Genomic DNA, 25,475 nt, shown 5'->3' with positions numbered 1-25,475 from the left:
TGTTTGTGTTGGTCGACAGTCCCCCTCCCGCAGCGTCCTCCGCGGACGCTCCCCCCACGCAGGCGACGGCCGCCCCGCCCCGCCGGCGCGCCGTCCCGCTCGCCGCGGGCCTCGCCGTCGCCGTGGGCGCGCTGCTCCTGGTCGTCGTCGCGTCCGTCGCCGTGGGCGCCAAAGCGATCTCCGTCGACCAGGTCTGGCACGGGCTCTTCCACTACACCGGCGACCCGACCGACGTGGTCGTCCGTGACGTACGGCTGCCCCGCACCCTCCTCGGCCTGCTCGTCGGCACCGCGCTCGGCCTCGCCGGCACGGTCATGCAGGCCCTCACCCGCAACCCCCTCGCCGACCCCGGGCTGTTCGGCATCAACGCCGGCGCCGCGGCCGCGGTCGTCACCGGCATCAGCGTCCTCGGCGTCACCTCACTGACGGGCTACGTGTGGCTGGCCTTCCTCGGCGCCGCCGTCGTCTCCGTCGTCGTGTACGCGCTGGGCGGCAACCGGGGCGCCACGCCCGTACGCCTCGCGCTCGCAGGCACCGCCGTGACCGCGGCCCTCAACGGCTACGTCTTCTCCGTCCAGTTGCTGGACACCGCGGCGCTGGACCGGATGCGCTTCTGGACCGTCGGCTCGCTGGCCTCGGCCGACGACGGCGTCGTCACCCAGGTCGCGCCCTTCATCGCCGTCGGCGTCGTCCTCGCCCTCGCCCTGGCCCGGCCGCTCAACGCCCTGGCCCTCGGCGACGACCAGGCCCGCGCCCTGGGCACCCGGCTCACCGCCACCCGCGTCCTCGCCCTCGTCTCCGTCACCCTGCTGTGCGGCGGGGCGACGGCCGCCTGCGGGCCCGTCGTCTTCGTCGGGCTGATGGTCCCGCACGTCGTCCGCGTCGTCACCGGCCCCGACCTGCGCTGGATCCTGCCCTACGCGGCCGTCCTCTCCCCGGTCCTGCTGCTCGGCTCCGACATCGTCGGCCGGGTCGTCGTCCGCCCCTCCGAACTCCAGGTCGGCATCGTCACCGCGCTGCTCGGCGGACCGCTCTTCATCCACCTCGTACGACGCCGGAGGATGGCCCAGCTGTGAAGGCCGCGAAAACCCTGAAGGCCGCGAAGACCCTGAAGGCCGCGAAGACCGTGAAGGCCGCCAAGACCCTGAAGGCCGCGAGAACCCTGCGTACCCCCGGCGGGCTCTCCGTCCGCCTCGACGCGCGCGCCGCGCTCTCCATCCGTGTCAACACGCGCTCCGCGCTCGTCGTCCTGCTGCTCGCGGCCGCCGCGCTGGCCGCCTCCGTCGCCCTCATCGGCACCGGCGACTACCCCATGTCGTTCGCCGACGTCGTGCGCGTACTGACCGGTGACGGCGACCCGGCGCAGGAGTTCATCGTCCACGACCTGCGGCTGCCCCGCGTCCTGGTCGGCCTGCTCGCCGGCGCCGCCCTCGGACTGGCCGGCGCCGTCTTCCAGTCCGTCTCCCGCAACCCGCTGGGCAGCCCCGACGTGATCGGGCTCGGCCAGGGCGCGACCGCCGGGGCGCTGCTCGTCATCGTCCTCCTCCGGGGCGACCCCGCGGCCGTGGCCGCCGGAGCCGTCGCCGGCGGCATCGCCTCCGGCGCCGCCATCTACGCGCTCGCCTGGAAGAAGGGCGTCCACGGCCACCGGCTCGTGCTCGTCGGCATCGCCATGGCCGCCATCCTCACCGCCGTCATCGGCTACCTCCTCACCAAGGCCAACCTCACCGACGCCGCCCGCGCCACCACCTGGATGGTCGGCTCGCTCAGCGGCCGCGACTGGGAGCAGGTGTGGCCGCTCCTGGCCGCCTGCGCCGTGCTGGCCCCCCTCGTCCTCGGCCACGGCCGCGCCCTGCGCATGCTGGAGATGGGCGACGACGCCGCGTACGCCCTCGGGGTGCCCGTCGAACGGACCCGGCTGGTCACCATGGCCGGCGCCGTCCTGCTGACCTCCGTCGCCACCTCCGCCGCCGGGCCCATCGCCTTCGTCGCCCTCGCCGCGCCCCAGCTCGCCCGGCGCCTCACCCGCGCGCCCGGCCCCAACCTCACCGCCGCCGCCTGCACCGGCGCCGCCCTCCTCGTCACCGCCGACTGGGGCTCGCAGCGTCTCTTCGGCGCCGACCGGCTGCCCGTCGGCGCGCTCACCGGCATGCTCGGCGGCTGCTACCTGCTGTGGCTGCTGTACACCGAGCGCCGCGCGGGGCGGATATGAGCACGCACCACCCCCGTACCACCACACCGGAGAGAACCCCCATGAGCCGGCTGTCCGCCGAGTCCGTCACCCTCGCCTACGACGGACGCGTCATCGCGGAGAACCTCTCCGTCGCCGTCCCCGACAACTCCTTCACCGTCATCGTCGGGCCCAACGCCTGCGGCAAGTCCACCCTGCTGCGCGCCCTGTCCCGGATGCTCAAGCCGCAGGCGGGCTCCGTGCTGCTCGACGGCGCCGCCATCGGCTCGTACCCGGCGCGCAAGGTCGCCCGTACGCTCGGCCTGCTGCCGCAGTCGTCGGTGGCGCCCGACGGCATCACCGTCGCCGACCTCGTCGCCCGCGGCCGCTACCCCCACCAGGGCCTGCTGCGGCAGTGGTCCCCCGAGGACGAGGAGATCGTCCAGGAGTCGATGGCCTCGACCGGCGTCGCCGCCCTGGCCGACCGCCATGTCGACGAGCTCTCCGGCGGCCAGCGCCAGCGGGTGTGGATCGCCATGGCCCTCGCCCAGCGCACCCCGCTGCTGCTCCTGGACGAGCCCACGACCTTCCTCGACATCCAGCACCAGATCGAGGTCCTCGACCTCTGCGCCGAACTCCACGAGAACCAGGGCCGCACCCTCGTGGCCGTCCTCCACGACCTCAACCACGCGGCGCGCTACGCCACCCACCTGATCGCCATGCGCGACGGGCGCGTCGTCGCCGAGGGGGCGCCCGGCGACATCGTCACGGCCGAGCTCGTGGAGCGGGTCTTCGGGCTGCGCTGCCAGGTCATCGACGACCCGCAGACCGGCACGCCCCTGGTCGTCCCGGCCGCGCGCCGGCGGGCTCCCGCGGCGGCCCCGGCTCCCGCGGCTACAGGATCGACCGCAGCCGCAGCACGTCCCGCAGCCCGGCCTTCAGTCTGACCCGGCCGCCGGCCCAGGCCCGCGCGAAGTTCAGCTTCCCGTCCACCAGGGCCACGAGGTCGTCGCCCGTCATCTCCAGACCGATCTCGGCCGGCGGCTCGGCGACGCCCTTCACCGTACGGACCTCCCGGAGCCGGCCGTCCCGCAGATGGCCCACGAAGGTGACGTCCAGATCCGTGACGTGGCAGCTCAGCGACCGGTCGGGCGCGGCGGCCGCGCGGAGCCCGTCGCTCGCGCCCGCGAGATTCTCCGCCAGCCGGTCGAGTGCCGCACGGCACTCCTCGATCGTCGCCATCGCCATGGACGGTACACCCGCGGGCCCGCAACACAGGAGAAGCGCCCGGCACGGGGTAGCGTCGGAACCATGACCGACCCGACGCAGCCGCCCCAGGCCCCCCGGCCGCCCCAGCCCCTCGGTGTCGAACGAACCCCGACGGGTGACGCCGGCGTGGACACGCTGCTGGCCCGGCTGGCCGACGCCGACCACCTCGACGCGAGCGGGCACCTCCAGGTGTACGAGGATGTACACCAGGGGCTGCGCGACGCGCTCGGCGCGCTCGACCAGCGCCCCGGCCCGCCGCCGCCCGCGGCGGGCGTGCGTCCGTACGACAACAGGAGCTGAACCGCCCGTGGCAGTGACCCGCCGCCGACTCGACGCGGAGCTGGTGCGCCGCAAGCTGGCCCGTTCCCGCGAGCACGCGAGCCAGCTGATCGCCGCAGGCCGGGTGACCGTCGGCGGTGCGACGGCGACCAAGGCCGCCACCCAGGTGGAGACCAGCGCCGCCCTCGTCGTCACGCAGGACGACAGCGACCCCGACTACGTCTCCCGCGGCGGCCACAAGCTCGCCGGCGCCCTCGCCGCCTTCATGCCCCTCGGTCTGAAGGTCGAGGGCCGCCGCGCCCTGGACGCCGGTGCCTCCACGGGCGGCTTCACCGACGTCCTGCTCCGTGCCGGTGCCGCCCACGTCGTCGCCGTCGACGTCGGCTACGGCCAGCTCGCCTGGTCCCTGCAGAGCGACGACCGGGTCACCGTCAAGGACCGCACCAACGTCCGCGAACTGACGCTGGAACAGATCGACGACCAGCCGGTGGACCTCGTCGTCGGCGACCTGTCCTTCATCCCCCTCGGCCTCGTCCTGCCCGCGCTGGTGCGCTGCACCGGGCCCGGCGCCGACCTGGTGCTGATGGTCAAGCCCCAGTTCGAGGTCGGCAAGGAGCGCCTCGGCACCGGCGGTGTCGTCCGCAGCGCCCAGCTGCGCGCCGAGACCGTGCGCGCCGTCGCGGCCCGCGCCGCCGAACTCGGCCTGGGCGTCCTGGGTGTCACGGCCAGCCCGCTGCCGGGACCCTCCGGCAACGTCGAGTACTTTCTGTGGCTGCGCGCCGGTGCGCCTGAACTGGACCCGGCGGACGTCGACCGTGCAGTGGCGGAGGGGCCCCGTTGACCACTTCAGAAGCACTATCAGCAGCATCGTCCGGAGCGGGCGTCCCGTCCGGACGCACCGTCTTCCTGCTCGCGCACACGGGCCGCCCCGCGGCGATCCGCAGTGCCGAACTCGTCGTGCAGGGACTCCTGCGCTGCGGCATCGGGGTGCGGGTCCTCGCCGAGGAGGCCGCCGACCTGCCGCTGCCGCCCTCGGCCGAGCGCGTCGAGTGCGGACCGGGCCGGCCGGACGTCCTGGAGGGCTGCGAGCTCCTCATCGTCCTCGGCGGCGACGGAACGCTCCTGCGCGGCGCCGAGTTCGCCCGGCTGTCGGGCGTGCCGATGCTCGGCGTCAACCTCGGCCGGGTCGGCTTCCTCGCCGAGGCCGAGCGCGACGACCTCGACAAGGTCGTCGACCGCGTGGTGACCCGGGAGTACGAGGTCGAGGAGCGGATGACCCTCGACGTCCTCGTCCGCACGGACGGGCACGTCGTGCACACCGACTGGGCGCTCAACGAGGCCTCCGTCGAGAAGGCCGCCCGGGAACGGCTGCTGGAGGTCGTCACCGAGGTGGACGGCCGGCCCGTCTCCCGCTTCGGCGGCGACGGCGTGGTGTGCGCCACGCCCACCGGGTCCACCGCCTACGCCTTCTCCGCGGGCGGCCCCGTGGTCTGGCCCGAGGTCGAGGCCCTGCTGATGGTGCCCATCAGCGCCCACGCCCTCTTCGCCAAGCCGCTGGTGACCGCGCCGGACTCGGTGCTGGCCGTGGAGGTCCAGCCGCAGACCCCCAACGGGGTCCTCTGGTGCGACGGCCGGCGGACCGTGGAGCTGCCCGCCGGCGCCCGCGTGGAGGTGCGGCGCGGGGCCGTCCCGGTGCGGCTCGCCCGGCTGCACCACGCGTCGTTCACGGACCGGCTGGTGGCGAAGTTCGCGCTGCCGGTCGCCGGCTGGCGCGGGGCGCCGCACTGACGACCAGTGGTGGTGATCATGGTTTCGGCCTGTCACCCCAAGGGGTCGGCCCCCGGCGGCCGGCCGGGCGCGGGCGTCACCCGGAACGGTGGTGACACCCTCCCCGGGGCGGTCGGCGGGGGAGGCCGTCGCGAGGGACCCCCGGAACCTCGTATGGTCGTATCCGTGTTGGAGGAGATGCGGATCCGGTCCTTGGGCGTCATTGACGACGCGGTGGTCGAGCTGTCGCCCGGTTTCACGGCGGTGACGGGCGAGACCGGCGCCGGCAAGACCATGGTCGTCACCAGCCTCGGGCTGCTGCTCGGCGGGCGCGCCGACCCCGGGCTGGTGCGGATGGGCGCCAAGGCCGCCGTCGTCGAGGGGCGCCTCGCCGTCGACGCGCGCTCGGCCGTGGCCGTACGGGCCGAGGAGGCCGGCGCCGAGCTCGACGAGGGCACGCTGCTCGTCAGCCGCACCCTCTCCGCCGAGGGGCGCTCGCGCGCCCACCTGGGCGGCCGGGGCGTGCCCGTGGGGCTGCTGGGCGAGCTGGCGGACGATCTCGTCGCCGTCCACGGCCAGACCGACCAGCAGGGGCTGCTGCGGCCCGCGCGGCAGCGGCAGGCCCTCGACCGGTACGCCGGCGACGCCGTCGCCGTGCCGCTGGCCAAGTACGCCGACGCCTACCGCCGGCTGCGGGCCGTCGCCGCCGAGCTGGAGGAGCTCACCACGCGCGCCCGCGAACGCGCCCAGGAGGCCGACCTGCTGCGCTTCGGCCTCGACGAGATCGCCGCCGTCGAGCCGCTGCCCGGCGAGGACGCCGAGCTCGCCGCCGAGGCCTCCCGCCTCGGGCACGCCGAGGCCCTCGCCTCCGCCGCGACCGCCGCGCACGCCGCGCTCGCCGGGAACCCCGAGGACCCCGAGGGGATCGACGCCGCCACCCTCGTCGCCGGCGCCCACCGCGCGCTGGAGAGCGTGCGGTCCCACGACCCCGCCCTCGCCGGGCAGGCCGACCGCATCGGCGAGATCGCCATCCTGCTCGCCGACGTGGCCGGCGACCTCGCCGGATACGCCTCGAACCTCGACGCGGACCCCCGGCGGCTGGCCGCCGTGGAGGAGCGCCGGGCCGCCCTCACCCAGCTGACCCGGAAGTACGGCGCGGACATCGCCGAGGTCCTCGCCTGGGCCGAGCGGAGCGCCGCCCGGCTGGGCGAGCTCGACGGCGACGACGACCGTGTCGCCGGGCTCACGGACGAGCGCGACGCGCTGCGCGCCGAACTCGGCGCCCTCGCACAGACCCTGAGCGACGCGCGCGCCGAGGCGGCGAAGCGTTTCGCCGGGGCCGTCACCGAGGAGCTGGCCTCCCTCGCCATGCCGCACGCCCGCGTCTCGTTCGCCATCCGGCAGAACGAGGTGGCCGACCCCGCCGCCGGCATCGAGGTGGACGGGCGCGCCGTCTCCTACGGCCCGCACGGCGCCGACGACGTCGAGCTGCTCCTCGCCCCGCACCCCGGCGCCCACCCGCGGCCCGTGGCCAAGGGCGCCTCCGGCGGCGAGCTGTCCCGCGTGATGCTGGCCGTGGAGGTCGTCTTCGCCGGGTCCGACCCCGTACCGACGTACCTCTTCGACGAGGTCGACGCCGGTGTGGGCGGCAAGGCCGCGGTCGAGGTCGGGCGGCGGCTGGCGAAGCTGGCGCGCACCGCGCAGGTCGTGGTCGTCACCCACCTGCCGCAGGTCGCGGCGTTCGCCGACCGGCACCTGGTGGTGGAGAAGACCCACGACGGCGCGGTGACGCGCAGCGGTGTGCGGGCCATGGAGGGCGAGGAGCGGGTGCGGGAGCTCTCCCGGATGCTCGCCGGCCAGGAGGACTCGGAACTGGCCCGCGCCCACGCGGAGGAGCTGCTGGCGGCCGCCCGGCTGGGGTGACGGCGCCGACCGCCCGGACGGGACGGGAATCCCCAAAGCGGGTGAATCAGGAGATCTGTCGGCGAGGTGGGACGGGCCGGTCCCGGACCGGTGGTGCCGGTATGCCGGCCGGGGCTGGCATCCTGGGCTCAGCACCTCGCCGTACGCCCCGCCCGACGTCGACCCAGGAGCTTCCCCCGCGTGAGCAGCACACCCGGCCCCTCGCACGGGCGGCCGCCCCTGCACGCTGTGCAGGTCCTGGGCAGCGGCAGCGCGGGCAGCGGGGCGCATGTGCGGTCGCTGACGGACGGGCTGGTGGCGCGCGGGCTGCGGGTGACGGTGTGCGGGCCGCGCGGGACGGGTGAGCGGTACGCGTTCACCGGCGCCGGGGCCGCCTTCACCCCGCTGAGCACGGGCGCGGGCGTGACCGTCGCCGAGATCCGGGCGGCGAGCGCCGGCGCCGACGTGGTGCACGCGCACGGCCTGCGGTCCGGCGCCCTGGCCGCGCTGGCGCTGCGCGGCCGCGCCACGCCGCTGGTGGTCACCTGGCACGCGCGGATCCGCGCCGAGGGCGCGCGCTCCCACCTCGTACGGCTGATGGAGCGGCAGGCCGCCCGGGCCGCCGCGGTGCTGCTCGGCGTCTCGTCCGACCTGGTCGACCAGGCCCGGCGGCGCGGTGCGCGCGACGCCCGGCTGGCCCCGGTGGCCCTGCCCGCGCCGCGCGCCCGGCCCGAGGAGGACGAGTGCGTACGGCTCAAGGCCCGCGCCGAACTGGGCGCGGTCGCCCGGCCCCTGATCGTCACCGTGGGCCGGCTGGAGCCCGGCCAGGGACACGGCTTCCTGCTGGACGCGGCCCGGCTCTGGCGGGAGCTGGACCCCGAGCCGCTGCTGGTCATGGCGGGCGAGGGCGGCGAACGGGCAGCGCTGCAGCGGCGCATCGAGGACGAGGGGCTCCCGGTGCTGCTGGTGGGGCGGCGCGACGACGTGCCGGAGCTGCTGGCGGCGGCGGACGTGGCCGTCCTGCCCAGCCGGTGGGAGGCCCGCTCCCTGCTGGCCCAGGAGGCCCTCCACGCCGGGGTGCCGCTGGTGGCGACCGCGGTGGGGGGAGTGCCGGAGCTCGTCGGCGACGCCGCCGAACTCGTGCCCTACGGTGACGTGCCGGCCCTCGCCCACGCGGTGGCCCGGCTCCTGGACGACCCCCTGCGCTGCGCCGAACTGTCGGAGGCGGGCCGCCGCCGGACGGCCGAGTGGCCGTCCGAGGACGACACGGTGGCCCACGTCCTGAGCGTGTACGACGAACTGAACCGGCGGGGCTGAGCCGGTGGGGCTGAGCCGGCGGGTCCGAGCCGGCGGGTCAGGAGGCCCGCCGGGCGCGGGGCGGGCCGTGTGGCGTCGGGTCCACCGTGCGAGGCCGAGGCCGAGGCCGAGGCCGGCCCTGGGCTCCACCCCGGCCCCTCGGGCTCCCGGTCCGCCGGGCGCCGGGCGCCCGGCGGACCATGTGGCGTCGTGCCCGGAGGACGGGATCCGGGAGCCGTGGGCCGCGCCCGTCCCATCGGCCCCGCGTGTCGCCGTGCCCCGAGCGCGGGACCGGGGACCCGGGGGCGTCGCGGGACCCCGCCCCGGCCCGTCCGCCCCCCGCCCCGGCCGCCCTCGTCAGCCCACGTGGCGGCGGGCCCGGAGGGCCAGGCCCAGGGCCAGGGCCGCCTCCGGGTCGTCCAGGTCCGTGCTCAGCAGGCGGCCGATGCGGGCCAGCCGGTCGTAGAGCGTCTGGCGGTTCAGGTGCAGCTCGCGGGCCGTCTCCGCCTTGCGGCCGGCGTGGGCCAGATAGGACTCCAGCGTGGGCAGCAGCGCCGGGCGCGCGGTCGCGTCGTGGGCCAGCAGGGGTCCGAGCACGCGCTCCACGAACGCCGCCAGGTCCCCGTGCGAGCGCAGCCGCCACAGCAGGACGTCCACGTCCAGCCGCCGTACGTCGTGCCAGGCCCGCTCGGGGTCGGTCAGGTCGGGCGCGGCGCCGGCGGCCTCCGCCGCCAGGGCGGCGTGGCGCAGGCCGGCCCCCGCCGTCTCCCAGGTGGCCGGGGCGCCGACGACGACCACGGCCGGCGGCCGGAAGCCCGCCCGCGCGGCGCCGGCGCGCAGCGCCGCCGCCACCCGGTCGGCCACGGCCGGCCGTTCGTCGGCGCCGCGCAGGCCCACGAGGAGCGGTACGCGTCCCTCCGGGAGGCGTACGCCCAGCAGCACCGGCGCGCCCGTCGCGGCCAGCTCCTCCTGGAGCGCGGCGGCGAGGACGGACCAGCTCTCGGTGGGCACGAGGTCGCCCGCGGTCCGCAGGACGACGGGGAGCAGCGGCCCGGTGCCGGGCCGGAAGCCCAGCACCCGGGCCTGCGCCGGGGCGTCCGCCACGTCGATCCGGTCCTCGGCGAGGTCGGTGAGGAAGTCGCCGCGGCCGCGCGCCGCCAGTTCCTCCTCCTGCCGGGCGCGCAGCAGGACGACGGCGAGGAGGCCGGCGGCCCGGTCGGCGGCGATGCGGTGCACCGGGGCCAGCGGGGCGTGGACGGGCAGGACGGCCAGCCGGGCGCGCACCGTGCCGGGGCCGGCGCCGCCCTGCCCGGGGCTGCCGGGGACGTCGGCGACGACGCCGCCGGCCGGGCCACCGGGCGCCGCGGCCGGGGAGGAGCGCAGGCCGGCCCAGACCTGCAGGGGGTCGGCGGCGCCCGGGGGCGCGGGCGTGGGCCCGGCGGCGTAGAGGAGGCGGCCGTCCGGGGTCTCCAGGAAGACGGGGTTGCCCGCGAAGCCGGCGAACAGCCGCAGGACCTCGGGCACGCCGCCGCCGGCCAGCAGCACCTCGGTGCAGCGCCGGTGGACGTCCTCGGCCCGGCGCAGCAGGGCGTAGTGGGCGTTGACGAGCTCGGTGTGGATCTCCTCGGTGACGGCGACGAACGGCACCTCCCGGTGGAGCTGGACCAGCGGCAGCCCGAGGGCGCCGGCGGTGTCCACGACGGCGGGCGGGAGGGTGGCGAAGCGCGCGCCGAGCTCGACGACGAGGGCGGCGATGCCGCGCTCGGCCAGGCCCCGGACGAACGCCCGCTGTTCGGCGGGCCGGCTGCCCAGGCCCAGGCCCGTGGTGAGGAGGAGCTCGCCGCCCTTGAGCAGGGCGGCGATGTTGGGTGCCTCGCCGGCGTGGACCCAGCGCACGGGGCGGCGCAGGGCGTCGCCGCCGACGAGCACCTCGGGGAGGCCGCGCCGCAGGGCGGGCAGGTCCAGTGCTTCCGCCACGGTGATCGTGCCTCGTTCCATGGCGGGGAACCTAACAGTGCCGTGCGCGCGGCCGTGGTGGGCGTCAGCCCCCGAAGGCGCTGGACGCGGTCAGCCGCAGGGCCGTGTCGATGAGCGGCACATGGCTGAAGGCCTGCGGGAAGTTGCCCACCTGGCGGCCGTGGTGGGAGTCCCATTCCTCGGCGAGCAGGCCGAGGTCGTTGCGCAGGGCGAGCAGCTTCTCGAAGAGCTGCCGGGCCTCGTCGACGCGGCCGATCATCGCCAGGTCGTCGGCGAGCCAGAAGGAGCAGGCGAGGAAGGCCCCCTCGTCGCCCTCCAGGCCGTCGACGCCGGCGTCCTGCCCGGCGGTGGGGTAGCGCAGGACGAACCCGTCCGGGGTGGACAGCTCCCGCTGGATGGCCTCGATGGTGCCGATGACGCGCTTGTCGTCGGGCGGCAGGAAGCCCATCTGGGGGATGAGCAGGAGGGAGGCGTCGAGCTCCTGGGAGCCGTAGGACTGGGTGAAGGTGTTGCGCTCCTTGTCGTAGCCCTTCTCGCAGACGTCGCGGTGGATGTCGTCGCGCAGCTCGCGCCAGCGCTCCAGGGGGCCGTCGACGTCGCCGGACTCGATGAGCTTGATGGTGCGGTCGACGGCGACCCAGGCCATGACCTTGGAGTGGACGAAGTGGCGGCGGGGGCCGCGGACCTCCCAGATGCCCTCGTCGGGCTCGTTCCAGTGGTCCTCCAGGTAGCCGATGAGGCGCAGCTGGAGCACGGAGGCGTAGTCGTTGCGGGCGAGACCGGTCATATGGGCCAGGTGGAGGGCCTCGGTGACCTCGCCGTAGACGTCGAGCTGGAGCTGCCCCGCGGCGCCGTTGCCGACCCGGACGGGGGCGGAGTTCTCGTAGCCGGGCAGCCAGGACAGCTCGGCCTCGCCGAGCTCGCGCTCACCGGCGATGCCGTACATGATCTGGAGGTTCTCCGGGTCGCCGGCGACGGCGCGCAGCAGCCACTCGCGCCAGGCGCGGGCCTCCTCGCGGTAGCCGGTGCGCAGCAGCGAGGAGAGGGTGATGGCCGCGTCCCGGAGCCAGGTGTAGCGGTAGTCCCAGTTGCGGACGCCGCCGATCTCCTCGGGCAGGGAGGTGGTGGGGGCGGCGACGATGCCGCCGGTGGGGGCGTAGGTGAGGGCCTTGAGGGTGATCAGCGAGCGGACCACGGCGTCCCGGTAGGGGCCGTGGTACGTACAGTGGCCGACCCACTCGCGCCAGAAGTCCTCGGTGGCCTCCAGGGAGCCCTCGGGGTCGGGCAGGGCCGGGGGCTCCCGGTGCGAGGGCTGCCAGCTGATGGTGAAGGCGACGCGTTCACCGGCGGAGACGGTGAAGTCCGAGTAGGTGGTCAGGTCCTTGCCGAAGGTGTCGGCGGTGGTGTCGAGCCAGACGGAGTCGGGGCCGGCGACGGCGACCGTGCGGTCGCCCACCTTGTGCACCCAGGGCACGACCCGGCCGTAGGAGAAGCGCATCCGCAGGGCGGAGCGCATCGGCACCCGGCCGCTGACGCCCTCGACGATGCGGATGAGCTGGGGCGCCCCCTCGCGCGGGGGCATGAAGTCGATGATCCGGACGGTGCCGCGCGGGGTGTCCCACTCGGACTCCAGGACCAGGGAGTCGCCGCGGTAGCGGCGGCGGTCGGCCCGTGGTGGTGCCGCCCCCGAGGGGTGGGCCGGGCCGACCCGCCAGAATCCGTGTTCCTCCGTACCGAGCAGTCCGGCGAACGCCGCGTGCGAATCGAATCGGGGCAGGCACAGCCAGTCGGCCGTACCGTCCCGGCAGACCAGGGCTGCGGTCTGCATATCGCCGATGAGTGCGTAATCCTCGATACGCCCGGCCACGTCATCTCCAGTCGAACGGCATCCAGGACCCCTGCGCGGGGTCGAACGGCATCCAGGGTGCCCCGAGAGGGCCCTTTGCTGGTCAAGCGTCTTCGACGAGCTCTGTTCCGGAAGAGTCCCTTCCCAGAGGTAGCTGGGGGAGGGCGGGATGGTGCCGTGCCGGCCGGCTCGCTGCGTGTGTCCGAGCAGGATACGACGCCCAGTTGGGACACGCGCGACGGTTGGCCGGGGAACTTGTGCCGAATGGGTGGCCTGTGACGACCGCCCGTGACGGAGGGCCGACGAGGGCGTCGCGCCGCGTCACCGGGCGCGTCCGGGCCCGGGCGCTGATACCCTGGTACCCCGTGGACCGGTGGGCGCAAGACCCCCCAACCGCAGCGACGGCACCCCCGGAAGAGACCGGGTGATCGCCGGAACGCACCCTCACTCGCGACCACGGGAGCCCCCCTTTGGCCATTGCCGCAAAGCCCACGACGACCAAGCACATCTTCGTCACCGGGGGTGTCGCCTCCTCGCTCGGCAAGGGGCTGACCGCCTCCAGCCTGGGCGCGCTGCTGAAGGCGCGGGGCCTGCGGGTGACGATGCAGAAGCTCGACCCGTACCTGAACGTCGACCCGGGCACGATGAACCCGTTCCAGCACGGCGAGGTGTTCGTCACCAACGACGGCGCCGAGACCGACCTGGACATCGGCCACTACGAGCGCTTCCTCGACGTCGACCTGGACGGCTCGGCCAACGTCACCACGGGCCAGGTGTACTCCACCGTGATCGCCAAGGAGCGCCGCGGCGAGTACCTGGGCGACACCGTGCAGGTCATCCCGCACATCACCAACGAGATCAAGCACCGCATCCGCCGCATGGCGACCGACGACGTCGACGTCGTGATCACCGAGGTCGGCGGCACGGTCGGCGACATCGAGTCGCTGCCGTTCCTGGAGACCGTCCGCCAGGTCCGCCACGAGGTCGGCCGCGACAACGTCTTCGTCGTGCACATCTCGCTGCTGCCCTACATCGGCCCCTCCGGCGAGCTGAAGACCAAGCCGACCCAGCACTCGGTCGCGGCCCTGCGCAACATCGGCATCCAGCCCGACGCGATCGTGCTGCGCGCCGACCGCGACGTGCCCACCGCCATCAAGCGCAAGATCTCGCTGATGTGCGACGTGGACGAGGCCGCCGTGGTCGCCGCCATCGACGCCCCCTCCATCTACGACATCCCCAAGGTCCTCCACACCGAGGGCCTGGACGCCTACGTCGTGCGCAAGCTGGACCTGCCGTTCCGCGACGTGAACTGGACCCAGTGGGAGGACCTGCTGGACCGCGTCCACAACCCCTCGCACGAGGTCACCGTCGCGCTGGTCGGCAAGTACATCGACCTGCCGGACGCCTACCTGTCGGTGACCGAGGCCATCCGCGCGGGTGGTTTCGCCAACCGTGCCAAGGTCAAGGTCAAGTGGGTCGCCTCCGACGACTGCAAGACCCCGGCTGGCGCCGCCGAGCAGCTCGGTGACGTCGACGCGATCTGCGTCCCCGGCGGCTTCGGTGACCGCGGTGTCAACGGCAAGGTCGGCGCGATCACCTACGCCCGTGAGAACAAGGTCCCGCTGCTGGGCCTGTGCCTGGGTCTCCAGTGCGTGGTCATCGAGGCCGCCCGCAACCTGGCCGGCATCGAGGGCGCGAACTCCACCGAGTTCGACCCGGCCACCGCGCACCCGGTGATCTCCACCATGGCCGAGCAGATGGACATCGTCGCCGGTGAGGGCGACATGGGCGGCACCATGCGACTGGGCATGTACCCGGCGAAGCTGGCCGAGGGCTCCATCGTTCGCGAGGTCTACGGCGACCAGCCGTACGTCGAGGAGCGTCACCGCCACCGCTACGAGGTCAACAACTCCTACCGCGGTGAGCTGGAGAAGAAGGCGGGCATCGTCTTCTCCGGCACCTCCCCGGACAACAAGCTGGTCGAGTACGTCGAGTACCCGCGCGAGGTGCACCCCTACCTGGTGGCCACCCAGGCCCACCCGGAGCTGCGCTCGCGTCCGACGCGCCCCCACCCGCTCTTCGCCGGTCTGGTGAAGGCCGCCGTCGAGCGTCGCCAGGGCTGAGCCGCGGCCCCTCGGGGCGGTCGGTACGGTTGACCGGGGTGAGGGCCTCCGCCCGGAGGCGCTCACCCCGGTTTCGTATCTCTGGAGGACGTACATGGGCATCACGGACACCCCCGCCGAGTGGCAGGTCAACGCCACCGCCACGCCGTTCCGGGGCAACAAGACGAGCGTGCGCACGGACGAGGTGGTCATGCCCGACGGCACCACGGTCACCCGCGACTACCAGGTCCACCCCGGCTCCGTGGCCGTCCTCGCCCTCGACGACGAGGGCCGGGTGCTGGTCCTCAACCAGTACCGCCACCCCGTCCGCCAGCGGCTGTGGGAGATCCCGGCCGGCCTGCTGGACGTCCCCGGCGAGAACCCGCTGCACGCCGCGCAGCGCGAGCTCTACGAGGAGGCGCACGTCAAGGCCGAGGACTGGCGGGTGCTGACCGACGTCTACACCACCCCCGGCGGCTGCGACGAGGCCGTGCGGATCTTCCTGGCCCGCGGCATCTCCGACGTCGAGGGCGACCGCTTCGCGGTCGAGGACGAGGAGCTCGACATGGAGCTGGCCCGGGTCCCCCTCGCCCTGCTGGTGCGCGGGGTCCTCGCGGGCGAGCTCCACAACAACTGCCTGGTCGTCGGGGTGCTCTCGGTCGCGGCCGCACTGGCCGGCGACGGCCTGGACGCGCTGCGCCCGGCCGAGGCCCCCTGGCCGGCCCGCCCCTTCGAGGCGTGAGCCCGGCCGGGCACCCCATGACCGGCCCGGCCGGCCGTGGGGTGCCCGGAAAGGCTGTACCGGTCCGATCGTCATGCGACCCGAATAGGTGATCTTCGGCATGGCGGGTGGCTGTTACCCGGAGTGCGGTGGACGGTGAACTAGGCTCGATATGTTCCCGTCGCGGCCGCGACGGGCTCGCGCGTGCAGGTGGAACGGGAGTGGACCCGTGGCGGAGCGGACGGTGGAGACCGGCGGACCGGCGGCGGCCCCGCCCGAGCGGCGGCTGCCCGCCCCGGCCCCGGCGGTGAGCCCCCGTCAGACACCCGTGGCCGGTGCGGCCCTGGCGGGCCGTCCGTTCGTCGGCCGGCAGCGCGAGCTCAAGGAGCTGCGCGCCGACATCATCCGGACCGGCCTCGACACCCTCTCCGGCCGCAAACAGCCCCGCGGCCGGGTCCTGCTCATCGCCGGACGGCCCGGCTCCGGGCGCACCGCGCTCGCCGAGCGGCTGGCCGGCCAGCTCTCCGGGGAGTACCCGGACGGAGTACTCCGCGTTCGCCTCACCGGTGCCGACGGTTCACCCGTACCCACCGAGCGCACCGCCCGCGCGCTCCTCGCCCAGCTCGGCGCGCCCGTGCCCGCCGGGGCCGAGGAGGACGAGCTGACGGCGGCGCTGCGGGCCGCCCTCGACGGCCGGCGGGCCCTGCTGCTGCTCGACGACGCGAGCGGCGCCGAGCAGGTCGACCCGCTGCTGCCGGACGAACCGGAGTGCCTGGTCGTGGCCGTCGCCCAGGGACCGCTGACCGGGGTGCCCGATGTACGCCCCTGCGCGCTGGGCGGCCTGGACAAGCCGGCCGCCGTCCGACTGCTGGAGTGGTACGCGGGCCCCACCCGCATCACCTGCGACCCGGTCGCCGCCGGTGCCGTCGTCGAGGAGTGCGGCGGCCAGCCGGCCGCGCTGGTGCTGGTCGGCGGCTGGCTGGCGGCCCATCCCAAGATGTCGGTGGCGGACGCGGCCAAGCGGCTGCGGGAGCTGCCGCCCGCCGGGCCGCCCACGAGCGCCGCCCGGCCGCTGGCCCGGGCGTTCTCGCTGGCCTACGAGGCCCTGCCGGCCACCGCGGCGCGCACCCTCCACCTGCTGGCACTGGCCCCGGCGGGGCTCGCCGACGCCCACACCGCCTCGGCCCTCGCGGGCTGCTCGCTGACCAGCGCCCAGACCGTGCTGGAGGACCTGACGGTCCGCGGTCTGCTGCGGGTGGAGTCCCCCGAGGGTGAGGGCGGCGTGCTGCTCGCGCAGTACCGTGTGCCCGGCTGCCTGGCCCCCCTGCTCGCCGCCCTGCTCCAGGCGCAGGAGCGGCCGGCCGAGACGGAGCTGGCGCGGGCCAGGATGCTGGAGCGCACCGTCCGCCAGCTCTTCTCCTGCCGCGCGGCCACCGAGCGGAACGATCCGGCGGTCCGCCGCCGGATCGAGCAGCTGCCCCGGCCGCTGCGCTTCCCCTCCCGCGGGGCCGCCGAGGAGTGGCTGCTGGCCCGGCTGCCCGCGCTGCTGGCCGCGGCGCGGCTGGCCGTGGAGGACGGCCGGCTCGACACCCTGGCCCGCCGGCTGGTCTCCGCGCTGACCCGCGCCCTGACGGCCCATCTGGGCCCGGAGGCCGCGGCGCCGGAGCTCTACGGACTCCACCAGCTGGTCCTGGACGTGGCCCGGCGCTGCGAGATGCCGCTGGAGAAGGCCGCGGCGCTGCTCAACCTGGGCGACCTCGACGCCCGGGCCGGGCGCACCGCGGAGGCGCTGGAGCGCTACCGGCAGGCGCTGCAGTCCGCCCGGGAGGCCGGCGACCCGTACGCGATCAGCCGGGCGATGGAGTCGATCGGCGCCGCCCATCAGGAGCTGGGCGACTGGCAGCGGGCCGCCGACTGGTACCGGCGCGGACTGGAGCTGCGGCTGACGCGCGGTGAGCTGGCCGACGAGGCACGGCTGTACGGACGACTGGGCGCGGTGCACGCCTACGCGGGGCAGTGGACGGAGGCGCTGCGCGACTGGCGGGCGGCGGCCGCCGCCTTCCGCCGGCTGCGGGACGTTCCCGGGCACGCGCGGGCGCTGGGCGAGACGGCAAGGGTGCTGGAGCACGCGGGCCGGCCCCGGGAGGCGCTGCGCACCTGCCAGGAGGCGGTGGAGTGCGCCCGGCAGGCGGGCGACGCGCGGCTGGAGGCGGCGGTGCGGCTGCGGCTGGCGGAGATCCATGAGCGGGCGGGCGACGCCCCGGCCGCGGCCGCCGCGCGGCAGGCGGCGGAGCAGCTGCTCCAGGGTGCGCCGGGCCCGTCGGCCGGTGCGGAGTCACCCGGAGGGAGCAACGCAGGGTAACCGATCGCAGACCTAAGAAACAGTGGCAGAGCGCTCAAAGATTGGTGCATTGCAAGGCTAGACAGCACGGGATCCTTCATTAGACTGGCTGTGCCGCGATCGACGCGGTCTGCTCTGGTGTGCCCGGCATATCAGGATTAGCCTGTCATTCTCTGAACAAGGACCGTGATCGACGTGAAGGTCGGCATCCCCCGCGAGGTCAAGAACAACGAATTCCGCGTGGCCATCACCCCGGCCGGCGTGCTGGAGCTGGTGCGCAACGGCCACCAGGTCTTCGTGGAGAAGGGGGCCGGTCTCGGCTCCTCCATCACCGACGCCGAGTACGTCGAGGCCGGCGCCGGCATCCTGGACAGCGCCGACGAGGTCTGGGCCACCGCCGACCTGCTGCTGAAGGTCAAGGAGCCCATCGCCGAGGAGTACCACCGCCTCCGCAAGGGCCAGACCCTCTTCACCTACCTCCACCTGGCCGCCTCCCGCGAGTGCACGGACGCCCTGCTGGAGTCCGGCACCACCGCCATCGCGTACGAGACCGTGGAGCTCGCCAACCGCGCGCTGCCGCTGCTCGCCCCGATGTCCGAGGTCGCGGGCCGGCTGGCCCCGCAGGTCGGCGCCTACCACCTGATGCGCTCGGTCGGCGGCCGCGGCGTCCTGCCGGGCGGTGTCCCGGGCACCCACGCCGGCAAGGCCGTCGTCATCGGCGGCGGCGTCTCCGGCTGGAACGCCGCGCAGATCGCCGTCGGCATGGGCTTCCACGTCACCCTGCTCGACCGCGACATCAACAAGCTCCGCGAGGCCGACAAGGTCTTCGGCACCAAGGTGCAGACGGTCGTCTCCAACGCCTACGAGCTGGAGAAGGCCGTCGTCGAGGCCGACCTGGTCATCGGCGCCGTCCTCATCCCGGGTGCCAAGGCCCCCAAGCTGGTCACCAACGAGCTCGTCGCCAAGATGAAGCCCGGAAGTGTACTTGTCGACATTGCGATCGACCAGGGCGGCTGCTTCGAGGACTCCCGTCCGACCACCCACGCCGAGCCGACCTTCCAGGTCCACGACTCGGTCTTCTACTGCGTCGCCAACATGCCGGGCGCGGTGCCGAACACCTCCACCTACGCGCTGACCAACGCCACGCTGCCCTACATCGTGGAGCTGGCGAACCGCGGCTGGCAGGAGGCGCTGCGCCGCGACGCCGCGCTCGCCAAGGGTCTCAACACGCATGAGGGTCAGGTCGTTTACGGCCCGGTCGCCGAGGCGCACGGTCTGCCGCACATCGAACTGACCGCCCTCCTGGGCTGAGTCGGCGGACGCCGTCGAACGACGCGAAAAGAACAGCACTTACCCGGCCGGGCCTTGTCGAGCAAGGCCCGGCCGGGGTGTTTCGCCACGGTTTCGCCCGACCGTGATTCTTCCGGGTTAGGGGCCGTACACCCTTGACAGAAGCCTGTTCGATCGCCGACACATCGTGCCGTCTCCGGCGGATTGTGTTGCTGCGGACCGCCGACACGCCATAGAGTCGCCAACCGTCGGCATGGTGCCACGCTGACGTATTGAGATGTTTCCTGGTCACCAAGGAGGTAGGACGACTTGTGAATGAGTCGACATTTGCTCCCGGGGGTGGTCACCCAGGAATGTCCGCGCTGGGCCAGAGTCCCGTGGGACTCCACGCTGTCGGCTCCGTCGCTGTCCACACCTTCGCAGCCCAGCAGAACATCCAGAGCATGACGACAGCCCACCAGAGCATGGACGGTCTACACGTGAACGCCACGGCCGGCGAACGGGGCGGGGCCGACACCACCGGTCTCGCCGCCTACGAAGAAGTGCCGGACAATCACTTCTACGACCCCGACGCGGAGTACGAGCCCGATCCGGAGTACGCGGCCACGCTCGCGCCCGACGCCGCGCGCCAGCGCCGCGAGCGCATCGGCCCCACCGGGCGCCCCCTGCCGTACTTCCCCATCCCCGGACCGCTGGCCGACCACGGCCCGGCGAAGATCATCGCGATGTGCAACCAGAAGGGCGGGGTCGGCAAGACCACCTCGACCATCAACCTGGGTGCCGCGCTCGCGGAGTACGGCCGCCGGGTGCTCCTCGTGGACTTCGACCCGCAGGGCGCGCTGTCCGTCGGGCTCGGAGTCAACCCGATGGAGCTCGACCTGACGGTCTACAACCTGCTCATGGAGCGGGGGATGTCGGCCGACGAGGTGCTGCTGAAGACGGCCGTTCCGAACATGGACCTGCTGCCCAGCAATATCGATTTGTCAGCGGCCGAGGTCCAGCTCGTCAGCGAGGTGGCCCGTGAGTCCACCCTCCAGCGGGCCCTGAAGCCCCTGATGGCCGACTACGACTACATCGTCATCGACTGCCAGCCCTCGCTCGGCCTGCTCACCGTCAACGCCCTGACGGCCGCTCACAAGGTGATCGTGCCGCTGGAATGCGAGTTCTTCGCCCTGCGCGGCGTGGCCCTGCTGACCGAGACCATCGAGAAGGTCCAGGAGCGGCTCAACCCCGAGCTGGAGCTCGACGGCATCCTCGCCACCATGTACGACTCGCGCACCGTGCACAGCCGTGAGGTGCTCGCGCGCGTGGTCGAGGCGTTCGACGACCACGTCTACCACACGGTCATCGGCCGCACGGTCCGCTTCCCCGAGACCACGGTCGCGGGCGAGCCGATCACCACGTACGCGTCCAACTCCGTCGGCGCCGCCGCCTACCGCCAGCTCGCCAGGGAGGTGCTCGCCCGGTGTCACGCCGAGTGAGTCTGCCCGGCGCCGACGAACTGTTCCGCACCACCGGCGGCATGGGGCTCCAGTCCTCCTCCCCGCGCCGGAAGGCGAACGGCGAGACGCCGCCCAGGGTGCCCGGACCGGGCGACGCGCCCGACGGTGAACGCCCGGGCCGGCCGGCGGAGCGCGACGGGCGCGACCGGGCCGCAGCCCCCGCCGCCGCGCCGGAGCAGGACGGCGAGCGACGCCCGGCCCCGCCGGAGCGCGAGCGCGGCGCCACGGCCGCCCGGACGACGTCCGAGCCCCCGGCGGCCAAGCGGCGCGGCCGCGGCGCCGGACGCCGCCCCAGCGGCCGCGAGCGCCACGACGAGAAGATCACCGTCTATGTCTCCGCCGAGGAGCTCATGGACCTCGAGCACGCCCGGCTGGTGCTGCGCGGCGAGCACGGGCTCGCGGTCGACCGCGGCCGGATCGTCCGCGAGGCCGTCGCCGTCGTCCTGGCCGACCTGGAGCAGCGCGGCGACGCGAGCATCCTCGTACGACGCCTGCGCGGCCGCTGACCGGCTCCGCCGCGCTAGCCTCCTGCCGTACGCCCCCGGGCCCGTACGGCCCTGTTCCGCCCCCGCACCCTGGACGACCGATGCCCGCAGCCCCCGCCTCCCCGGCCCGCCGTGCCCTGGGCCACGGCCCGGGCGCGACGCGGGCGGCGCCCGCCGAGGCCGCGGAGCCCGCCGCGGGCGGAGCCGAGGGCGGTGACGGCCGCTTCACGGTGCGCCTGGACAACTTCAAGGGACCGTTCGACCTCCTGCTCCAGCTGATCGCCAAACACAAGCTGGACGTCACCGAGGTGGCCCTGTCCAAGGTCACCGACGAGTTCATGGCGCACATCCGTGCCATGGGTCCCGACTTCGACCTGGACCAGACGACCGAGTTCCTGGTCGTCGCCGCCACCCTGCTCGACCTCAAGGCCGCCCGGCTGCTGCCCGCCGCCGAGGTGGAGGACGAGGCGGACCTCGCCCTGCTGGAGGCCCGCGACCTGCTGTTCGCGCGGCTGCTGCAGTACCGGGCGTACAAGAGGATCGCGGAGATCTTCAGCGAGCGGCTGGCCCACGAGGGCCGTCGCCACCCCCGTACGGTGGGCCTGGAGCCGCAGCACGCGGAGCTGCTGCCCGAGGTCGTCCTCGGCATCGGCCCCGAACGGCTGGCCGAGCTGGCCGCCCGGGCCATGCGGCCCAAGCCGCCGCCGCAGGTGTACGTGGACCACATCCACGCGCCCCTGGTCAGCGTCCGGGAGCAGGCCGAGGTCGTCGTGGCCCGGCTCAGGACGTCGGGGGAGGCGAGCTTCGGGGAGCTCACCGAGGACGCCCCGGACACCCTGACGGTCGTGGCGCGCTTCCTGGCCCTGCTGGAGCTCTACCGCGAGCGCGCGGTCGCCCTGGACCAGGACGAGGCCCTGGGGGCCCTGACGGTGCGCTGGACGGGCGCGGACGCCGCCCCGGCCGTGACCGACGAGTTCGACCGCGAACCGGAGACCGAGCCCGAGGAAGGAACGGCGTGAGCGACATGAGCGAGGAGACCGCCGGGCCGCCCGCGGGGACGCCGGCCGTCGCGCTGCTCGACCTGGGACCGGCCCTGGAGGCCGTGCTGATGGTCGTGGACGAGCCCGCCACCGAGGAGCACCTCGCCAAGGTCCTCCAGCGGCCCCGCCGCGAGGTCGCGGCCGCCCTGCGCGAGCTGTCGGAGGCGTACACCGCCGAGGGCCGCGGGTTCGACCTGCGGGAGGTCGCCGGGGGCTGGCGCTTCTTCACCCGCGCCGCCTACGCGGACGCCGTGGAGGCCTTCGTCCTCGACGGCCAGCAGGCCCGGCTCACCCAGGCCGCGCTGGAGACCCTGGCCGTCGTCGCGTACCGTCAGCCGGTCAGCCGTTCCCGGGTCTCGGCCGTCCGCGGAGTGAACTGCGACGGTGTCATGCGCACCCTCCTGCAGCGCGGTCTGGTGGAGGAGGCGGGGACGGAACCCGAAACAGGTGCGATCCTGTACAGGACGACCAACTACTTTCTGGAGCGGATGGGCCTGCGCGGCCTCGACGAGCTTCCCGAGCTCGCACCGTTCCTCCCCGAGGCGGAAGCGGTCGAAGGCGACTCCCAGGAAGGGATGCCGTCGTTCGACCCGGACGCCCCGGACACCGAAGCGGACGACAAGACGGAACTTTGATGCGAAGCAGCGGCAGGAACAGCGGAAGCGGCAACCGGGACGACCGGGGCGGCCGAGGACGTCCGGCCTCCGGGGGCGGGCGCGCGGGCGGCGGTCGCTCCGGCGCCGGTCGCTCCGGTGACGGACGCCCCCAGGGCGGTCGCGGCGGGGCACCGCGCGACGACAGGCAGCAGGAGCGCCCGCGCCGGCCGCGCCCGGAGGAGCGCCGCTACGACGTGGGCCCCGACGCCGAGCGCACCCGCGGCGGCGCCACCAGCGGCCGTACGGGCGCCCGGGGCGACTCGGCCCGCGGCGGCGCCAAGGGCGGCCCCAAGCGCAGCTCCACGGCCGGCTCCGGCGGCCGCAGCAGCGGGCCCGCCCGCGGCCACGGCTACGCCCCCTCCCGCCCGCGCGAGCTCGACGCCAAGATCGAGGAGCGCAACCGGGAGCGGCACAACAAGCCGCAGATCAAGACGCCCAAGACCTTCCCGGGCGCCGAGCAGGAGGGCGAGCGCCTGCAGAAGGTGCTGGCCCGGGCCGGCATGGGCTCGCGCCGCGCGTGCGAAGAGCTGATCGAGATGGCCCGCGTCGAGGTCAACGGCCGGATCGTCACCGAGCAGGGCCTGCGCGTCGACCCCGAGAAGGACGAGATCAAGGTCGACGGCCTGACCGTCGCCACCCAGTCCTACCTCTTCTTCGCGCTCAACAAGCCCGCCGGCGTCGTCTCCACCATGGAGGACCCCGACGGCCGCCAGTGCCTCGGCGACTACGTCACCAACCGCGAGACGCGCCTGTTCCACGTCGGCCGGCTCGACACGGAGACCGAGGGCATCATCCTGCTCACCAACCACGGTGAGCTGGCCCACCGCCTGACCCACCCGCGGTACGGCGTGCAGAAGACCTACCTGGCCGCCATCACCGGGCCGCTGCCGCGCGACATCGGCAAGCAGCTCAAGAGCGGCATCGAGCTGGAGGACGGCTGGGCCCGCGCGGACAACTTCCGCGTCATCCAGCAGACCGGCAAGAACTACCTGGTCGAGGTCACCCTCCACGAGGGCCGCAAGCACATCGTCCGCCGGATGCTGGCCGAGGCCGGCTTCCCGGTCGAGAAGCTCGTCCGCACGGCCTTCGGCCCGATCTCCCTGGGCGACCAGAAGTCGGGCTGGCTGCGCCGCCTGACCAACACCGAGGTCGGCATGCTGATGCGCGAGGTCGACCTCTAGGCCGGGCCCGCCGTGTCCCGGGGCCTTCCCCGGGACACGCCCTAGGACCACACGGCCAGCCCCGTCGCCCGGCCCTCCTCGTCGCGCTGGATCTCCATCATCCCCTCGACCGCGTCGCGGGTGACGCGCCCGAACACGTGGGGGAAGAGGGTTCCCTCGGGGACCCCCGGCGGCGGGGCCGGGTCCGCCGGCTCCCAGCGGACCATCACGTCGAGCTTGCGCTCGTCGATCAGCAGCACCATGAGCGGACCCGGCACGTCCCGGTAGAAGGCCGTCGCCACCGCCAGCGTCGTCGCCTCGTCGGGCGAGCAGTGGACGAAGCCTTCCTCGGCCAGGGAGGCGGGGGAGTAGGGACGGTCGGGCACGGCCAGCCAGTCGTCCAGCGGGACCACATGAAAGATCATGGGACGTTTGTACCCCGACTAGGCTGAGCCGCGTGAGAACCGCCCTTGTGATCGGAACCGGACTGATCGGCACGTCCGCCGCCCTCGCCCTCGCCGGCCGCGGCGTCCAGGTGCACCTCGTGGACCACGACCCCGCCCAGGCCCGTACGGCCGCCGCCCGCGGCGCCGGCACGGACCGGGCGCCCGACGGCCCCGTGGACCTCGCCATCGTCGCCGTGCCCCCCGCGCACGTCGCCGACACCCTGGCGGAGGCCATCCGGGCCCGGACGGCCCGCGGCTATCTGGACGTCGCCAGCGTCAAGGGCGGCCCCCGCCGCGAGCTGGAGGCGATGGGCTGCGACCTCTCCGGCTACCTCGGCACCCACCCGATGGCCGGGCGCGAGCGCTCCGGTCCGATGGCCGCCACCGCCGACCTCTTCGAGGGCCGGCCGTGGGTGCTCACCCCGACGCGCGAGACGGACACCGAGGTCCTCAACCTCGCCCTCGAACTGGTCGCCCTGTGCCGCGCCGTCCCCGTCGTCATGGACGCCGACGCCCACGACCGCGCCGTCGCCCTCGTCTCGCACACCCCCCAGCTGGTCTCCAGCCTCGTCGCCGCCCGCCTCCAGGGCGCCGACGAGACGTCCGTACGGCTCTGCGGCCAGGGCATCCGCGACGTCACCCGGATCGCGGCCTCCGACCCGCGGATGTGGGTCGACATCCTCTCCGCCAACCCCGGCCCGGTCGCCGACGTCCTCGCCGGGATCGCCGCCGACCTGGACGAGACCGTCACCGCCCTGCGCGCCCTCCAGTCCCCGGACGAGGAGCGGCGCCTCGGTGGCGCGGCCGGCATCGAGGACGTGCTGCGCCGGGGCAACGCGGGCCGCTCCCGTGTCCCGGGCAAGCACGGCGCGGCCCCCGCGGCGTACGAGACGGTGACCGTCCTCATCGGTGACCAGCCGGGCGAGCTGGCCCGGATCTTCGCCGACGCCGGACGCGCGGGCGTCAACATCGAGGACGTCCGCATCGAGCACGCCACCGGACAGCAGGCCGGCCTGATCCAGCTGATGGTCGAGCCCACCGCCGTGGCCGGTCTCACGGCGGCCCTGCGCGACCGCGGCTGGTCGGTGCGCCAGTAGGCCCCGGGGGGGGGGGGGGGGGGGGGGGGGGGGGCCGCCCCCCCCAGGAGGGGGGGGGGGGGGGGGGGGGGGGGGGGGGGGGGGGAGGGGGGGGTGTTGTCTTATTATGGAGGGGGGGGGAAAGAGGGG

General features: G+C 74.5%; 22 protein-coding genes. 18 read left to right on the top strand and 4 right to left on the bottom strand.

What is annotated here, in order from left to right:
* The first annotated feature begins 5 nt into the window (after positions 1–5).
* From AC07BS_RS33725 to AC07BS_RS33715, 3 genes are read left to right on the top strand one after another with little or no spacing between them, the layout of a single operon-like run.
* Positions 6–1,076: a FecCD family ABC transporter permease gene (locus AC07BS_RS33725; protein ID WP_478935419.1), complete on the top strand. Its 1,071-nt coding sequence runs from the start codon at positions 6–8 to the stop codon at positions 1,074–1,076.
* Between the two features lie 32 nt (positions 1,077–1,108).
* Positions 1,109–2,212, top strand: a complete 1,104-nt coding sequence (locus AC07BS_RS33720) for a FecCD family ABC transporter permease (RefSeq protein WP_478645095.1) — start codon at positions 1,109–1,111, stop codon at positions 2,210–2,212.
* 41 nt (positions 2,213–2,253) lie between these two features.
* Positions 2,254–3,117 (top strand): ABC transporter ATP-binding protein, encoded by an 864-nt coding sequence (locus tag AC07BS_RS33715; RefSeq protein WP_478935418.1) that lies wholly within the window; start codon positions 2,254–2,256, stop codon positions 3,115–3,117.
* On the opposite strand, the gene AC07BS_RS33710 is transcribed toward AC07BS_RS33715, so the two are convergent.
* Entirely contained in the window at positions 3,065–3,412 is a 348-nt protein-coding gene (locus AC07BS_RS33710) for a sterol-binding protein (protein ID WP_478645037.1), read from the bottom strand. The two genes, AC07BS_RS33715 and AC07BS_RS33710, sit on opposite strands and share 53 nt — an antisense overlap.
* Before the next feature lie 69 nt (positions 3,413–3,481).
* Between AC07BS_RS33710 and AC07BS_RS33705 the strand changes: the two genes are divergently transcribed.
* The 5 genes from AC07BS_RS33705 to AC07BS_RS33685 all read left to right on the top strand — a co-directional run bounded on the left by AC07BS_RS33705 (position 3,482) and on the right by AC07BS_RS33685 (position 8,704).
* On the top strand, positions 3,482–3,739 hold the full coding sequence (locus tag AC07BS_RS33705) for a hypothetical protein (protein ID WP_478645035.1): 258 nt from the start codon (positions 3,482–3,484) through the stop codon (positions 3,737–3,739).
* 13 nt (positions 3,740–3,752) lie between these two features.
* Positions 3,753–4,559 (top strand): TlyA family RNA methyltransferase, encoded by an 807-nt coding sequence (locus AC07BS_RS33700; protein WP_478645093.1) that lies wholly within the window; start codon positions 3,753–3,755, stop codon positions 4,557–4,559.
* Entirely contained in the window at positions 4,556–5,506 is a 951-nt protein-coding gene (locus AC07BS_RS33695; RefSeq protein ID WP_478645034.1) for an NAD kinase, read from the top strand. Before AC07BS_RS33700 ends, AC07BS_RS33695 begins: the two co-directional genes overlap by 4 nt.
* A gap of 153 nt (positions 5,507–5,659) precedes the next feature.
* Positions 5,660–7,408: a DNA repair protein RecN gene (recN, locus tag AC07BS_RS33690; protein WP_478645033.1), complete on the top strand. Its 1,749-nt coding sequence runs from the start codon at positions 5,660–5,662 to the stop codon at positions 7,406–7,408.
* 180 nt (positions 7,409–7,588) lie between these two features.
* Positions 7,589–8,704, top strand: a complete 1,116-nt coding sequence (locus tag AC07BS_RS33685; protein ID WP_478645032.1) for a glycosyltransferase family 4 protein — start codon at positions 7,589–7,591, stop codon at positions 8,702–8,704.
* 336 nt (positions 8,705–9,040) lie between these two features.
* On the opposite strand, the gene AC07BS_RS33680 is transcribed toward AC07BS_RS33685, so the two are convergent.
* Positions 9,041–10,681 carry a PucR family transcriptional regulator gene (locus AC07BS_RS33680; RefSeq protein ID WP_478935416.1) on the bottom strand — a complete coding sequence of 547 codons (1,641 nt, stop codon included), beginning with the start codon at positions 10,679–10,681 and terminating at the stop codon, positions 9,041–9,043.
* A gap of 43 nt (positions 10,682–10,724) precedes the next feature.
* Positions 10,725–12,527, bottom strand: a complete 1,803-nt coding sequence (locus AC07BS_RS33675) for a glycoside hydrolase family 15 protein (protein ID WP_478645028.1) — start codon at positions 12,525–12,527, stop codon at positions 10,725–10,727.
* 449 nt (positions 12,528–12,976) lie between these two features.
* On the opposite strand from AC07BS_RS33675, the gene AC07BS_RS33670 reads away from it, so the two are divergent.
* The 9 genes from AC07BS_RS33670 (at position 12,977) to AC07BS_RS33630 (ending at position 23,824) form a co-directional block, all read left to right on the top strand.
* Positions 12,977–14,629 carry a CTP synthase gene (locus tag AC07BS_RS33670; protein ID WP_478645026.1) on the top strand — a complete coding sequence of 551 codons (1,653 nt, stop codon included), beginning with the start codon at positions 12,977–12,979 and terminating at the stop codon, positions 14,627–14,629.
* Between the two features lie 94 nt (positions 14,630–14,723).
* The gene (locus AC07BS_RS33665; protein WP_478645023.1) at positions 14,724–15,350 is read left to right on the top strand and encodes an NUDIX domain-containing protein; all 627 of its coding nucleotides are present in this window, start codon (positions 14,724–14,726) and stop codon (positions 15,348–15,350) included.
* Between the two features lie 208 nt (positions 15,351–15,558).
* Positions 15,559–17,691: a tetratricopeptide repeat protein gene (locus AC07BS_RS33660; protein ID WP_478645022.1), complete on the top strand. Its 2,133-nt coding sequence runs from the start codon at positions 15,559–15,561 to the stop codon at positions 17,689–17,691.
* Between the two features lie 174 nt (positions 17,692–17,865).
* Complete coding sequence (gene ald / locus AC07BS_RS33655) at positions 17,866–18,981, top strand: alanine dehydrogenase (protein ID WP_478645091.1); 1,116 nt, start codon at positions 17,866–17,868, stop codon at positions 18,979–18,981.
* 332 nt (positions 18,982–19,313) lie between these two features.
* Positions 19,314–20,441, top strand: coding sequence for a ParA family protein (locus AC07BS_RS33650; RefSeq protein WP_478645020.1), 1,128 nt, complete (start codon positions 19,314–19,316; stop codon positions 20,439–20,441).
* Entirely contained in the window at positions 20,426–20,968 is a 543-nt protein-coding gene (locus AC07BS_RS33645; RefSeq protein ID WP_478645018.1) for a hypothetical protein, read from the top strand. The genes AC07BS_RS33650 and AC07BS_RS33645 overlap by 16 nt, the downstream gene beginning before the upstream one ends.
* Positions 20,969–21,048: 80 nt before the next feature.
* Positions 21,049–21,966, top strand: a complete 918-nt coding sequence (locus tag AC07BS_RS33640) for a segregation and condensation protein A (RefSeq protein ID WP_478935413.1) — start codon at positions 21,049–21,051, stop codon at positions 21,964–21,966.
* A gap of 5 nt (positions 21,967–21,971) precedes the next feature.
* Positions 21,972–22,622: an SMC-Scp complex subunit ScpB gene (gene scpB / locus AC07BS_RS33635; protein WP_478645088.1), complete on the top strand. Its 651-nt coding sequence runs from the start codon at positions 21,972–21,974 to the stop codon at positions 22,620–22,622.
* Positions 22,622–23,824 carry a pseudouridine synthase gene (locus AC07BS_RS33630; RefSeq protein WP_478645014.1) on the top strand — a complete coding sequence of 401 codons (1,203 nt, stop codon included), beginning with the start codon at positions 22,622–22,624 and terminating at the stop codon, positions 23,822–23,824. The genes scpB and AC07BS_RS33630 overlap by 1 nt, the downstream gene beginning before the upstream one ends.
* 41 nt (positions 23,825–23,865) lie before the next feature.
* Here the strand turns inward: AC07BS_RS33630 and AC07BS_RS33625 are convergent, their stop codons facing one another.
* The gene (locus tag AC07BS_RS33625) at positions 23,866–24,228 is read right to left on the bottom strand and encodes a DUF952 domain-containing protein (protein ID WP_478645012.1); all 363 of its coding nucleotides are present in this window, start codon (positions 24,226–24,228) and stop codon (positions 23,866–23,868) included.
* Between the two features lie 32 nt (positions 24,229–24,260).
* On the opposite strand from AC07BS_RS33625, the gene AC07BS_RS33620 reads away from it, so the two are divergent.
* On the top strand, positions 24,261–25,346 hold the full coding sequence (locus AC07BS_RS33620) for a prephenate dehydrogenase (RefSeq protein ID WP_478645010.1): 1,086 nt from the start codon (positions 24,261–24,263) through the stop codon (positions 25,344–25,346).
* Positions 25,347–25,475 lie beyond the last annotated feature (129 nt).

The sequence above is a fragment of the Streptomyces sp. NPDC044063 genome (assembly GCF_056434285.1).
The sequence above is the reverse complement of the archived record's forward strand: the minus strand, read 5'-3'. Positions and strand labels throughout refer to the sequence as shown.

What these genes read in the sequence shown, in the direction of transcription:
- AC07BS_RS33715 (WP_478935418.1), top strand. Translation starts at nt 2,254, where the DNA reads ATGAGCCGGCTGTCCGCCGAGTCCGTCACCCTCGCCTACGACGGACGC.
- AC07BS_RS33710 (WP_478645037.1), bottom strand. Translation starts at nt 3,412, where the DNA reads ATGGCGACGATCGAGGAGTGCCGTGCGGCACTCGACCGGCTGGCGGAG.
- AC07BS_RS33705 (WP_478645035.1), top strand. Translation starts at nt 3,482, where the DNA reads ATGACCGACCCGACGCAGCCGCCCCAGGCCCCCCGGCCGCCCCAGCCC.
- recN (WP_478645033.1), top strand. Translation starts at nt 5,660, where the DNA reads ATGGTCGTATCCGTGTTGGAGGAGATGCGGATCCGGTCCTTGGGCGTC.
- AC07BS_RS33680 (WP_478935416.1), bottom strand. Translation starts at nt 10,681, where the DNA reads ATGGAACGAGGCACGATCACCGTGGCGGAAGCACTGGACCTGCCCGCC.
- AC07BS_RS33665 (WP_478645023.1), top strand. Translation starts at nt 14,724, where the DNA reads ATGGGCATCACGGACACCCCCGCCGAGTGGCAGGTCAACGCCACCGCC.
- AC07BS_RS33650 (WP_478645020.1), top strand. Translation starts at nt 19,314, where the DNA reads ATGTCCGCGCTGGGCCAGAGTCCCGTGGGACTCCACGCTGTCGGCTCC.
- AC07BS_RS33640 (WP_478935413.1), top strand. Translation starts at nt 21,049, where the DNA reads ATGCCCGCAGCCCCCGCCTCCCCGGCCCGCCGTGCCCTGGGCCACGGC.
- scpB (WP_478645088.1), top strand. Translation starts at nt 21,972, where the DNA reads ATGAGCGAGGAGACCGCCGGGCCGCCCGCGGGGACGCCGGCCGTCGCG.
- AC07BS_RS33630 (WP_478645014.1), top strand. Translation starts at nt 22,622, where the DNA reads ATGCGAAGCAGCGGCAGGAACAGCGGAAGCGGCAACCGGGACGACCGG.
- AC07BS_RS33625 (WP_478645012.1), bottom strand. Translation starts at nt 24,228, where the DNA reads ATGATCTTTCATGTGGTCCCGCTGGACGACTGGCTGGCCGTGCCCGAC.